The sequence below is a fragment of the Candidatus Bathyarchaeota archaeon A05DMB-5 genome, assembly GCA_019685655.1.
In the GTDB taxonomy this organism is placed as follows: Archaea; Thermoproteota; Bathyarchaeia; order Bathyarchaeales; family Bathycorpusculaceae; genus DSLH01.
The window spans coordinates 92,648-106,187 of the sequence record JABFQP010000002.1 but is presented as its reverse complement, the minus strand read 5'-3'; the positions used below and the strand labels follow the sequence as shown (position 1 = coordinate 106,187).

Sequence of the window (13,540 nt, the reverse complement as noted above, 5' to 3'; positions counted from 1 at the left end):
TCCCTTTTTAACCCATTAACATTGGGGTCAACTTTGCCGCCAACACAGCAATTATTACCAGAACAGAGGCATGCTTGAAACCAGCAGCAATCGATTCTTCACTGATTTTACCCGCAACCAAACCAATAAGGTAGCTGTGAAAAATGCTTGAAGTAACGAAAATCGTTATTGTTGGACCTAGGTTTGTTGCTTTTGAGCCTCCTGCAACTCCCAGAGTTGCTGGCATGATACCAATCATCATTGTTGTTGTCGCCACTAGTAGAATCGCAGCAAAATATGGCATTAATACATAGGGACGAACTGCCATTCTCTTTTCTTTATCGACTTCTTGAGTAAGATTGTTAAACCTAGCTATAGATTCAATCATGGCTATCGTTCCGCCTCCCACATCTATTGTTTCGACAAGCAAGAACATGATGACTTGAGTCATCCAACTTTTGACTCGCTTGACAAAATCAAGTATCACTTTCCTAATTGGGACTCCCCAAGAGATTTCTGAACTTATCTTACGTAGTTCTTTGCTGAATTCGCCATAATCCCGATGAGCAAGACTTTCAATGCATTTTTCCGGAGACAGCCCTGTTTTCCTAACTTCTGTTAAGTCTCTCAGAAAACTGTTTATGCCTTGTTCCATGCTGGATTTTTTCTTTGACAATCTACTGTGCACAACCGCTGCTGGTGCTGTTGCAATGAATAAGGCTATGGAGATTGCTATGGGTAAGTCTACCATTGTTTGAATAGGTTTTAAGAATGGAACTTCTATAAATCCCAAGAAATTAGTGAGTAGCATCAGTAGCACTATTGCTATTGCGCTGCAGATTCCGAAGACCTTGTAAGGGCGTGTTTCTACAACTGGCGTTTTGGGTTGCATGCTATGTGCTAAGTAAATGAACACTATTGACAACATGGGCGTAAACAAGTAAGTGTATAGAATTATGCCTGAAGAGCTTGATATGCCAGCGCTGTAGAACGATTCTACACTGAACAGTATGTAGAAGCATAGAGACATCAGAACCATTACGATTATGAAGGTCTCTAAGAGCATTCCAAGTCTTTCAGCCGCAGCCTTAACGCGCATTGCTCTTGTTTTGAAAATATCTTCGGCTTTCCTCTCAAGAAAATGTCCAATATCGCCGCCTATGATAACCGTTGATGCATATCCTGAAAGAAAATCCTTAAACACGTCCAACGGGTTTTTCTTTGCTGCATTCTCTATGGCAGTGAGTGGGTCTATGCCGAAAATCTCCACGTCCTTCAAAATTTCTCTTGCTTCGCTTCTCATTGAAGGCATAAGCTCAACTTCTGCAAGTCGTTTGAAGCTTGTGTAAGGAGCGATGCCTCCAGAAGCCATGACGCTGATGTAAGCAGCTGCGAAGGGCATTTCTCTCTCGAGGTTGCTTGCTCTATCACTTGCTTTTGACATGGGTATTAACAGAAAACCTATCATGACATAGAATGGAAGCGGAACTAAGAATATTATTGGCAAAAAACCGTAGAAGTAAAGAAGTAGTATAGATATTATGCTGACGGGAAGTGTAAGCACAGCAATAAAAAACATCATTGAAACATAGGTTTCTGGATAAATCTTGATTTTCGCCCTTTCCAAGTAGCCCTTGAATTCAAAGACATTCTTAAGGAAGGAAGGCGCCAGCCTACCAAAGATGCGGAAAGACCACGCCTCAAGGGTTTTTAGTAGCGACAACTACTTTAACCTCCTCCCCCGCAAGAACTTTTTCGTAAATCTGCTTTGGTCTAGCATAGTATTCTGCGATAATTGCGGCTACGTCCTTGTAACTGCGTATGTTACGTTCTCGCATCCAATGCAGAACATCTTTGCGTCTATTCAATTCCTCAATTAATTCTTTCTTAGTAACGCCTATCCGCTCAGAAATTCTCGTTAGCATTAAACTTTTGTCAAATGAAGATACATACATGTCTTTGGTTGGATTCCACTTTAACGCAGATCTGTAGTCCTCGTAATCTGCGATTTCGTTCACATCTATTACACGTCTATACGCTTTTTTCTCTGTTCCTTTCGTCAAGTGAACTCTTTGGACTGATAACACAATGTTCATTAATGGAATGTAAGCAGGTGAAATATCCATTGGTTTCGATGTCAAACGTTTCACTGCTGAATCCAAGTTTTCAGCGTGCATTGTACACATGCCACCGTGACCAGTGGCTAAAGCTTGGAATAACACGTATGCTTCTTGACCTCTGATCTCGCCCACAATCAGTATGTCTGGGCGGTGTCTCATCGACGTCTTTACAAGGTCAAAGAGTGTTACTTCGCCAACGCTGGTTCCGCCTAAACCATAGCTCTGTCTTGCTATGAGTGAGACCCAGTTTTCATGAGGTAGATTCAGTTCCGCCGTTTCTTCTATGGTTATTATTTTGCTTCCAGGCTTGATGAGGCAAGCAAGAGCGTTCAAAGCTGTTGTTTTTCCCGCCGCCGTGCCACCTAAAACCATTATTGATGCTCTATTTTCAAGGCAGAGCCAGAAATAGGCCGCCATCTCTTCTGAGTAAGTGCCTAAGTTTATCAAGTCTATTATTGAGTAGGGGTCTTCTCTGAATTTTCTGATGGTGAAGGCTGTTCCGAAAGGCGTGACTTCACGTCTATAGCATACTGCTAATCTATGTTTACCCGGCAGTGAAGCGTCCACTATTGGAAAGGCTGAGCTTACATGTTTTCCAGCCATGTGAACAAGTTTGACAACTACGTTGTCAAGTTCTTCATCGTTTTCAAACTCAAGATTCGTCTCAATACTTTCGTAATTTCTGTGCCAAATATAAACTGGTTTGCCTACACCGTCGCATGAAACGTCTTCAATGTTTGGGTCACGCATTAACGGGTCAATTCTGCCGAAACCAACAAGGTCTCTTTCGGCGTGATATAGAATCTTATACCATGAAACATCGGGCAACCATCCTAAACTTATGCGGTATTTATCAACAATTTTCTTAGCTTCTTCTGCAAAAAATTTTCTCGGGTCCAAGATTTCCTCTTTTGGCGATTCTATTTCTGCAAGTAATATCTCCAAGATGCGGTTGTAGACGTTTCTTTCTAGGGGATCTAATTGTAATTCGTCTAATATGTATTTGTATTCGCCTGTTTTTGGATTCTGTACTATGGCAACATGAGCAAATGGTTCATAAAGCGGATATTTATCAACAACCTTGAATCCTCTCGGAACAGGCTTTGGTGGTGGTGGTGGAATTGCAACTTGTTGACGTTTCCCTATATTGAATCGAATTTTCACTTTTTTAAGTTTAGCTAATGTTTCTTTGACTCGGAGCTTCGCCATTGTCTTTTCTCCTATTCTACTATTATTGATATGTCCAGATTATTAAATATTACGTCTCACGATATATTACTGTGGACGTCACGTCTCTTCTTCATGGGAAATCACGATGATTTTTAGCTTAATCAGAACAACCACTATAATCACAATCACTACGGGAATTAGTATCAGAAGTAACATCCACAACCATCCTCCATCACCTGAGGGGGCAGCTTTTAACACTGTTATTTTTGTTTGGCTTTCTCCGGGTATGTATCCTTCTTTGGCTACGTTAGCAGTTAGGGTCACGTTGAGATTTGAAGATGTTATTGGAGCATTAAAAGTGAATACGCAAGCGCCTGTCGAGTCAGTAGTTTGTGTAATTATCTCAAAGCTTCCATACGTGGAGGACATCGTAACGGTTGCACCAGCAACGGAGGTGCCATCCTCATTACATACCGCAATAACTGTAACCATGGCGGTTCCTCCCGACTCGACTGATGGCGCAACTATCAGAACATTAAATGTTCTGGGGTTAACCGTTATTTCCAATTGGCTTTCTGTTCCAGCATATTCAATCGCTGTAGCATAGGCTGTGATTACAATGTTGGTTTGTTCGCTCACTGGCGGTGCGGTGTAAAGGAACGTTACATTACCATAGCTATCTGTTAATTCTGAACTTTTTGAGAAATATCCACTATCAGCTGTTATGGTAACATTTGCTCCCGAAACGGGATTCGCGTCGTATTCAACATGAACTGTAACGTTTAACTTTGCTTCTGATATTGTTGTTGCGTTAGGTGCGGATGTAATCTCAACCGCAAGCACTTTTGGTTCTACTGTTATTGTTGCATATCCTATTCCGTTCATGTATCTGTCTTTTATCGCGGCTGCCGTTATGTCCACGTTGAGCAATGTTGTTGTTTGAGGAGCAGAGAAAACGGCTGAAAGGATTCCGTTTAGGTTTGTTGTTCCGGTTTGTGGAGAAAGGCTTCCTTTACTAGATGACAATGTTACGCTTGCGTTGGCAACGGGTTCTCCACTACTTTCAACGTAAATTGTTATTTGCGAGGTTTCTCCTGATTTAATAATTTGTGGATTAGCCGTTATTTGAACCGAGAGGAATGGCAAAACTTGCAAATATTTATAATCTGATCCATCAGCATATTGGATTCCATTTCTCGTTGCTCTCGCCACAATTCTGACGCTAGTTCTTTCAACCACATCCGGTGCTATGAAGTTTGTGATGAAATAGCCGTTAGTGTCGGTTGAGCCGCTTGATTGGGAGAAGTTACCTTCTTTAAATGAAAGCATTGTTACGTCTGCATCCTGCACTGGAGCGGTTCCATTTGTCACGTAGACTGTGACAGAAATTTGTTCTCCTTCGCTCACAGAAGAGCTGCTCAATTCAATGTTAACGTATAATTGTGGTGTTGTTGAAGAGAGGACGTTTATTGTTACAGAAGCGACATTGCTTAAAGCTCCGTAGTCGTCAATCACTCTGAGGTTTGCAAAGTAGGTTCCCTCAGCCGAATATTTGTGCGAGAAAATCGATAGTGTGGTCCAGCCGCTGTTGCTGTCGTCTCCAAAATCGAAAAGGTACTTGTCAACTTTTCCGTCTGGATCATAGGAGTTTGTGCCGAAAAACATAACATCGGCGTTTCCGGAAACCCAAAGCTTGTCTGCTACGAGGTTTGCTGTTGGACGCTGGTTGATGATGCCAAATGGTTTTGTTGAGAAGAATATAAAATCTAAGTTAACGCCGTCACCGCCTACTTTGTTGCCTCTTCCTGTTGGGTTTAACGTTTCATGGTATGGACCGTTTGAGGCACCCCAATAATTATATTCTGCAGTAACAGTTGCGTCGTTTTCAATATTCATGCCATAGTCGATGTTATCGTATATGTCGTTCCATTTTGCGGTATGATTTCCCGAGTCATATAAGAATCCAATTCCGTTGCAAGAAATGGAGTTATTAGTTATTTGTGTGCTTTGGCTTGTGGAAATGTGGAAGCCTATGTAGTTTGATGCTATGTTGTTATTGATTATTGTGATGTTGCTATGTGTGCTGGCTTCGATTTTTATTCCGCTTTGCGTGTTTGCTGAGATTATGTTCTGGCTTATGTGCACGTTTGATGCGTCGCTACCAGTTAAGAGTATTCCGTTACCATTTGATAGTAAGGAGTTGTTTTGTATGGTCACTTGACCATTACCAATGAGGTATATACCATTTCCAGAGTTCTGTGTTATCTGGTTGTTTATGATTGTGGAATCGCAGTCTACTATGTTAACTCCATTTTGGCTGCAAAAACTGATTACATTGTTCTTAAGTGTTAACTTTCCATTTGCGGCTGTGATTGCGTTCTGGCAATTGCTAAAAACACAGTTTTCAATTTCGACATTACTGTTCACAAGGCCTATGGCATTTTTGGCATAAGATATGCTGCAATTAACTAGTACAGATTTCCCGGTTCCTGTGAATAAAATTGAGCTCCAATCCTGGTTTGTTGGTTGTTCTTTATTAGATGTGAAGACTATCATGTTGCCTGTGCCATTTGCGTACAGTCTTCCAGAAACGATTACCCAAAAATCCCCGCCAAATCTTACTTCTACCCCAGGCTCTATTGTTAATGTGGCGTTTGAATAAACTGTAACATTTTTTGACACTATAAATGGACTGTCAACCAAAGTCCATGTAGTGTCTTGTATGATGTCTCCCTCAACGTAAGTGGCATTAACAAAAGAAACAAAATTGCTGCCAATAAAACTGAAAATGTTAAAAGTTATAGCTAACAGAATAACTAATACGGTTAATTGTTTTTTCATATACATTCATCCGCTCGTTTAGTTAGATTTACAGTATCCCTCTGGTCGCTTTGAGTTTAAGCATTATGAATTCGGAATAAAACTTCAAAATCTGTATAGCATTCTCATTTAACTAAGCAAATAAGCAAGAGATTTAACAAAGTAAGAGAACAACCTAGAATCTGTTAGGAGGAAAAAGCTTGAAAGAATTCACTGCGGCCGCTCTTGAAGATTTTCCTTTAGTGAACTCAGGAGATGACGTGGCAGAAATTATTGTTGAAACGGCGGGTAAGAACGGCTTGACTATTGAGGATGGAGATGTTGTGGTTGTTGCGCAGAAGATTTTTTCGAAAGCTGAGGGAAGAGTGGTAAGGTTAAAAGGTGTTGTTCCTTCTAAAGAAGCGGTAGAAATTGCGAAATTAACTGGGAAAAGTCCGAAGTTCGTTGAGTTGGTTTTGAAAGAATCAAATAAAATATTGAAGGCTTCTCGAGAAGTGTTGCTGGTGGAAGATAAACGCGGTTTGGTCTGCATAAACGCTGGAATAGACAAGTCAAATGTGAAGGGAAGAGGAAACTTTGCGTTGTTGCCAGAAAACCCTGATGAATCAGCAAGAAAGTGTCGTGTGGGCATCAAGAAGTTAACGGGTAAAAATGTTGCAGTGATAATATGTGACACTTATAGTCGTCCTTTTAGGCGTGGGCAAGTGAACTTCGCTATAGGTGTTGCTGGCATCAAGAACTTCAAAGACTATAGAGGTAAAAGAGATCTTTTTGGGCAAATTTTGAAAGTAAAGAATGTCGCGGTCGTGGATGAAATTGCTGCTGCTGCAGAATTGCTTATGGGTCAAGCAAAAGAAGCCACACCGGTTGTGATTTTCAAAGGCTTAAACAGTATAGTAGAGTTTTGTGAAAAATGCAGCTCAAGTGAATTGCATATCTCAAATGAAGAGGACCTTTTCAAAAATGCGTTATAACCATTGAAGAAACGGGTTAGCGTGTTTTTCTTCGCCGATTGTTGTTGTTGTTGGTCCATGTCCTGGGTAAACAGTGAGGTTTTCAGGTAGCTGTGCTATTTTTCTTAAGGAGTTTTTCATATCGCGCTCAGAGCTTTCTGGGAAATCTACTCTTCCAATCGAGCCCATAAACAGTGTGTCTCCGGTGAAGATTTCTTTTTTGCCGAGAAGTGAGATGCTTCCGCGGCTGTGGCCTGGAGTGTGTATGACTTTTAAGAGTGTATTTCCAATCTTCACAGTGTCTCCGTCATGTAGCAGTTTGTCTGCTTGTGGCGAGAAATTGTGAAAGCCGAAAAATTGAGCGATTTTCTTGCCTGTTTCGCCGAGCATGTGTGCGTCATATTCGTGGATTAAGATTGGTATGTGAAATTTTTCTTTCAATATGCTGTTTCCGCATGTGTGGTCAGGGTGACCGTGTGTGTTTACAATAAATTTTGGTGTTAGTTTTTCTTCGTTTAGGTGTTTGAAGATTTTTTCTGCTTTAATATGGTCATCGAAACCTGGGTCGATTATGATTGCTTCTTTTGTTTCTTCGCAATTTACAATGTAGCAGTTTGTGAGTAAGCTGCCAACTGTAAACATTTGCACATTCATTTGTTATCAGCCTTTGGAAACAAGGAGTTTAATGTTAATAAATTGTTTAATCTCTGATTAATGAAATATCAAAATTATTAAATTTCTCGGCGAGTATTATCTTATGGAGATTGGAGAGCACTTGAGATTTCAAGAAATTGAGGACGCATTTGGTAATCTCAAGGTATGTCCCAAATGCAACTCGAAAGAAGGTTTCTGGCTGGGAATAAAACGTGATAAACCTTACGTTCATTGTAAAGGTTGCGGAGCGACATACGAACTCTATGAAATTTACACGGTTAGCAAAGAAGCTAAAACTTCCAAAAAGTTGACATTTTTCAGAAAATAGTTTTTATTCTAGTTCGGAAACCGAACTTTATTCAATTTTTGAAAGAAGATTCATAAAGAATGTATCCAGCACACGCTAACGAGGAGGCTTCAGTGAAAGAACTAAGCGAGTTGCCACTTGTTTCAGTTATAATTCCCACATGTAACTCGCAAAACTCCATAAGACAATGTTTAGCATCTATTAAAAAACAAACTTACAATAAGATTGAGATATTAGTGGTTGACCGCTATAGCAAAGATAAAACTGCGCAGATAGCTAAAAAATTAGGAGCCAAAGTTTTCCTTTTGGATGAGGAAAGAAGTAAAGCCAAAAATTATGCAGTTAAAGAGGCTCATGGCGATTTTCTCTTATTCATAGACTCAGATATGACTTTAAACTCTAGAATAATCGAGGCTTGCGTGAAATTATGTTTGCGAAACGATGTGGACGCGGTGGTTATACCTGAAAAACCTGTTGGTGAAGGCTTGCTGGGTGAGTGGCGAGAAAAAGAAAAAGCCTCCTTATATATACACGGCGAGTTTGTAGAAATTCCACGGTTTTTCAGAAAAACAGCGTTTTTGCAGGTGGGTGGGTATGACGAAAAATTGGTGTGTGGGGAGGATTTTGATTTTTTTCAAAGGTTTAAAAGAGAAGCTTACAGGATAGGCAGAATAGACTACGAGATACTTCATTTTGAAGGTGAACTTTCTGTAAGTAAACTTTTGTCTAAAGCTTACTATTACGGTGGAACAATTCCCACACTTATAAAAAAAGACCCTTCGGGCACTGTTAAAAGATATTTCAGTATGCGCTTAACATCTCTTAACGATGTTGGACCAGCCTTCGGTAGCTTAGGCTCAATGTTAGGTTTTGCTGTGATGAAGCTTTTCGAATTTGCAGCATATCTGCTCGGGTTTTCTTCCAACCTATTATATGCATTTTCGGAAAAACGTGGAATCAAAAGAATAAAGAATGTTGCATTAAAAAACAAAGCCGTAATTTTAAATTTCCTAGTAATATTAGCGATTGCCATTATGATTTTCAGAAATTTCCTCTTCACCGACGAATGGCCAGGAGGCGGCGACGTTCTCGGCTTCATATCTAGAGCTTATTTGTATGGCAGAGATTTTAGATGGTTGTTGATGTGGCGTCCCTACTCTTTCGGTTTTGTTGAAGGGATAAATTTCATGGATTTTTTCTTAATGCTGCTATACCATATTTTTAGAGACCCTTCATGGACCGTCAAAACATTCTTGTTCTTGTCATATTTGACCGCTGGCTTCTCCATGTACTTATTTGCTTATCGACACACACGCGTTCACGCTGCATCGCTCGCGGCTTCATTAGTCTACATTTTGAATCAGTGGCTTTTTTCTCAGTTAACAGAAGCTCATATTGACATAGTTTTCAGCTATGCCTTAGCTCCATTAATCTTCATAGCTTTAGATAAGGCACTCTGCACAGGTAAGCTCAGAGATATTCTTTTGCTCTCCGTCAGCCTTAGCCTTTTTGCAACGAGTTTTCATCCAGAATGCATAGTGATTTATGGAGTTTTCCTGATACTTTTTGTAATCTTTTTCATATTATACCCTGTAAAAATGGAGACAGCGAAAACTCGTTTTTTGCGTTTTCTCAAAACGCTTTTGCCGTCTGCGTTGCTTGTTTTTTTGTTTTCTGCGTTCTTTTTGATTCCGTTTTTCATGAATGTTAGGTCGCCTTATTTTCATCCTTCCTACGAATATCCGTTAGAAGATGCTTACTTGTGCAGTTATTCAAACATGAGCGACGCTTTTACTTTGAGGGCTGTGGAACGGTGGGGCTACATTAACATTTTAGACGTGTATTCTGAAATGGGCATTGTAGATTTTCCCTTGTATAGTCTTCTTTTCACTGTATTCTTTCTAGCTTACTGCGTCCTTTTAATTCGTAGAAATCGATACACAATTTTCTTCGGTGTTTCCATGCTTATTTCAATTTTTATCGCAAAAGGACCTAACTCGCCTCTGGGACAAATGTTTATTTGGGCGTGGCTTAACATTCCGCACTTCGCAATTTTTAGAGCAGCAAATCGATGGGTGATGATGGCTATTTTTTCTCATGCTTTTTTTATTTCACTTTTGACATGTTACCTGATTGATTATGCCAAGAAGAAAAAATATGATAAAGCAGACGAATTTTTGCTCAAAGTAAGATTAGACACGAGTAAGATTTCCAAGAATAGAAGATTTGCTTTTTCCGTTGACTCTTTTAATGTTTTATTAAAGAAATTTCATAAAATTCTCTACTTTCTCAGCATAGTCCTTCTTATTCTAATCTTTCTTAGCGGTTTTCTCTCGTGTTTCTGGTTCTTCTTTCAAGGTTTACAAGTTTACACGCCACCAAAGCAGTATTTAGCTCCCTACGAGTGGCTTTCACTTCAACAAGACGACTACAAGGTTGTTTCAGTAGGTAGGAGTTCTTATGAGTGGATGATTTCGCCAGAGGAATACTCAGACTTTGCCTCAAGTGCAATGTGGACCACCATAGGTTGGGAACATGACATAGGGTTCGACAGCGTATTCATACACGACAAACCAGTGCTTCAAGATGGCGGATGGGATTTTATGCCACGCCAGTTTGTTGACCATTTAAGGTTTAGGCTTGCAAGAGAACATTTAACTGATAATTTGTTTAAGATTTTGGGACCGTTCGCTTACAAGTACATTGTCATACCGCCTTATGCAACCGATAAAACCCGCGAATTTTTCCTAAACCAAGAAGGATACCAAGTAATCTATAATGATACAGCAATTATTCTTCAAAACGAATACGCAATGCCCAGAGTCTTTGCAACAACCAATTCCATGCTTGCCATCGGCGGTTTAGAATCTTTTGACGCATTATGCAAGATTGAAGGTTTCAATTTAAATGAGACTACTTTATTTTTCGCATCCCCCTCAAGCGATAGCGGTTCTTTCGAAAGTGAAGTCCTTGATAAGTTTCAAGCCGTGAGCTTTATCAACTCTGACATTTTGGATTTGGCGATGCTCTCTTTCACTGACGGAAAAAATTTCATACTTGCCGGAAACTATGGGGTTCCAAGCATAAATTACACGGCTTATTGGGTGAAGATGGCTTCTTGGAGGAGAGTAGGCGCTTTTGTTTTAGGCGGCGACACATTAACAACCTCTGGAAAAAACAGAATTGATCTGCCTTTCGAGTTAGATGCAGATGGATATCATGATTTATGGTTGCGGATAGGGTTCGCTCCTTCTCGTGGAAAATTAAACATTTACGTTGACGGCGAGCCAATCCAAGAGATTTGGACAGAAGCTCCTTTGTGGTCAAAACTCGCATGGATTAATATAACAAGGATAGACCTCACTAAGGGTCGTCACTTAATCACTCTTGAAAACGATGGAACCGGCTACAACGACATTGACGCAATAGCTGTTATCCAACCGCCAGAACTTGAATCCGAAATAAACAAAATAATACAAGCACTACAGAATTTTCCAGGTCGCATTTTGTATCTCTACGAAGCGGAAAGCGTCTTTTTAGACTCTTCCAGTAAAAGCTGGACTTGGACTGTAAGACCCTGCGATGGATATGTGGCTCGTTCAGAAAGTTTAGGTTTAAACGTTGCTCCCTTTGCTTCTGCAAATGCTAGTTCCATAAGCTGGGCGGACGATTACTCATTTGACGCAAAATATGCAAATGATGACGATGTGCGCACAAGGTGGGCTTCTGAAAAAAGCGTAATACCTCAATGGTTAGAGTTAACGTGGGAAGAACCGCAAGAGCTTTTAGGCGTCCATTTGCTTTTTGAGAATGCGTATGCAGAAGATTATTCCATACAAACTTGGAACGGCACAAACTGGATTACCCAGACCGAAGTAGTTGGGAATGATGCACTCGATAGAACACACGTTTTTGCGGAGTCGGTAGAGACAAATAAGCTTCGAATCTACGTTACGGCTTTCTCAATCCACGATCGCGTGAGTTTATGGGAACTTCAAGCTTACGCGCCTGGAGCAACCTCTTCCTATGCAAAAATAACAATTCCACGAGAGGGAAACTATGTCTTAGCTGCAAGAATCGCAAAAGGCCCAAACTATGGAACCCTGTATTTTAACGTGAGCGGCAACCTTTACTCAATTTCGTGCTACAGTCCAATTAGCCAATTCGAATGGTGCGAAATTGGTCAATTTTTCTTTGAGGCAGGAGAGCATCCAATAAGCGTTGGTGGAGTAGGACTGGTTGAGCTTGACGAGTTTCTAATTTACTCGCTTAAGGAAGGAGAAACTTACCTAGCATTAAATGATCTGTTTAGTTCGAGAGATCCGCAAGTGTCAATTAGCTATGAACAGGTGAACTCGTGCCTTTTCAAAGTACATGTTAATGCTAACGAACCATTTACGTTGGTCTTTTCAGACACTTACAATCCACTGTGGAAAGCCTTTGTTAACGGAGAAGAAATCTCTTCAAATCTTGCCTATACGCTTGTTAATAGCTTCTACATGAACAAAACTGGTCAATTTAATGTAACCATTTATTTCACTGGTCAACACTACGCCGATTTGGGCTTAACAGTATCCATAGTTAGTTTCGTTTCAGTCTTCACAATCACGCCTGCTTTCCTAGTAGTTTCTCGTAAACGAGGATTCACTAGACAATCTTTTTGGAGGAGGCTTACTTTTTGGAAGAAGGAGAACTAGAAAAATACTGGGATTATGTGGCTTTAGAGGCTAAAGATTTTGAGAAAATACTTCGATTAGAAAAGTGGAGAAAAGTTGCGAGAAACTGGCTTGCTGATTATGCTGATAAGAGGGCGTACGATTTTGTATTAAAAGTTATAGAGAATGTAATTAAATTAAATAAGCCTGCGAAAATTCTTGATGTAGGATGCGGTCCGGGAAAATGGTCAATACTCTTCGCCAAGAAATTCGGTTCAACAACCGCGATAGATGTAAGCCCAAAAATGGTTCTTTTAGCCAGAGAAAACGCCAGAAAACATAATTTAGAAAATGTCGATTTTTACACAATGAGTGTTTCAAAACTGAATTTTCCAGATGAAACATATGATCTTGTCAACTGCGTGACAGTGCTACAGCATGTGCTTAATGATGACGATTGGCGAAGTGCAGTACATGAGATGGTTAGAGTGACAAAAACTGGGGGACACATATTACTGTTTGAGACAGCGCCTAATTTAGCCATAATAAGGCGTACAAGGCATCTTTCAATAAGGACCATGCGGCAATACATTGATGAATTCAAGAAGGTAGGAGCACGCTTCATCTATTGGCGTGCGGTAGATCTTTCTTTGCCTATAACCTTTTTTGGATTGAAAACTTATTCTGCCTCATTTAACAAAAAAGTCTATTACTTCATGTCTAAGCGTATGTTGTTTTCTGCTGGTTTTCTGTCATTCTTGTCGCTTGCAGCAACTGTTTTGGCTGAGTTGATAGATTATCGATTTGCTGAAACTCCTTTGAGTTATCTTTCTGCTGGGCGAATTCTCTTATTTAAAAAAGTCAAAGCGTAATGTTCTAAGT

General features: G+C 40.1%; 8 protein-coding genes. 4 read left to right on the top strand and 4 right to left on the bottom strand.

All coding sequences use genetic code 11. From position 1 onward, the window contains the following. Nucleotides 1-7 precede the first annotated feature (7 nt). From HM003_03375 to HM003_03365, 3 genes are all read right to left on the bottom strand, one after another. Nucleotides 8-1,702, bottom strand: a complete 1,695-nt coding sequence (locus HM003_03375; protein MBX5328378.1) for a hypothetical protein — start codon at nt 1,700-1,702, stop codon at nt 8-10. Further along, nucleotides 1,680-3,308, bottom strand: a complete 1,629-nt coding sequence (locus HM003_03370; GenBank protein ID MBX5328377.1) for a type II/IV secretion system ATPase subunit — start codon at nt 3,306-3,308, stop codon at nt 1,680-1,682. The genes HM003_03375 and HM003_03370 overlap by 23 nt, the downstream gene beginning before the upstream one ends. A 78-nt stretch (nt 3,309-3,386) precedes the next feature. Beyond that, nucleotides 3,387-6,110 (bottom strand): PKD domain-containing protein, encoded by a 2,724-nt coding sequence (locus tag HM003_03365; protein MBX5328376.1) that lies wholly within the window; start codon nt 6,108-6,110, stop codon nt 3,387-3,389. 179 nt (nt 6,111-6,289) lie between these two features. On the opposite strand from HM003_03365, the gene cofE reads away from it, so the two are divergent. Beyond that, a complete protein-coding gene (gene cofE / locus HM003_03360) occupies nt 6,290-7,063 on the top strand; it encodes a coenzyme F420-0:L-glutamate ligase (GenBank protein ID MBX5328375.1) in 774 nt (257 codons plus the stop codon). Here cofE and HM003_03355 read toward each other — a convergent pair. Beyond that, entirely contained in the window at nt 7,058-7,696 is a 639-nt protein-coding gene (locus tag HM003_03355) for an MBL fold metallo-hydrolase (GenBank protein MBX5328374.1), read from the bottom strand. The two genes, cofE and HM003_03355, sit on opposite strands and share 6 nt — an antisense overlap. Nucleotides 7,697-7,817: 121 nt before the next feature. Between HM003_03355 and HM003_03350 the strand changes: the two genes are divergently transcribed. From HM003_03350 to HM003_03340, 3 genes are all read left to right on the top strand, one after another. Beyond that, nucleotides 7,818-8,024 carry a hypothetical protein gene (locus HM003_03350; protein ID MBX5328373.1) on the top strand — a complete coding sequence of 69 codons (207 nt, stop codon included), beginning with the start codon at nt 7,818-7,820 and terminating at the stop codon, nt 8,022-8,024. 92 nt (nt 8,025-8,116) lie between these two features. Further along, a complete protein-coding gene (locus tag HM003_03345) occupies nt 8,117-12,700 on the top strand; it encodes a glycosyltransferase (GenBank protein MBX5328372.1) in 4,584 nt (1,527 codons plus the stop codon). Beyond that, nucleotides 12,682-13,530: a class I SAM-dependent methyltransferase gene (locus HM003_03340; GenBank protein ID MBX5328371.1), complete on the top strand. Its 849-nt coding sequence runs from the start codon at nt 12,682-12,684 to the stop codon at nt 13,528-13,530. The genes HM003_03345 and HM003_03340 overlap by 19 nt, the downstream gene beginning before the upstream one ends. Nucleotides 13,531-13,540: the final 10 nt, after the last annotated feature.

Coding starts and splice junctions, on each gene's coding strand:
- HM003_03370 (MBX5328377.1), bottom strand. CDS start 3,308: ATGGCGAAGCTCCGAGTCAAAGAAACATTAGCTAAACTTAAAAAAGTG.
- HM003_03365 (MBX5328376.1), bottom strand. CDS start 6,110: ATGAAAAAACAATTAACCGTATTAGTTATTCTGTTAGCTATAACTTTT.
- HM003_03355 (MBX5328374.1), bottom strand. CDS start 7,696: ATGAATGTGCAAATGTTTACAGTTGGCAGCTTACTCACAAACTGCTAC.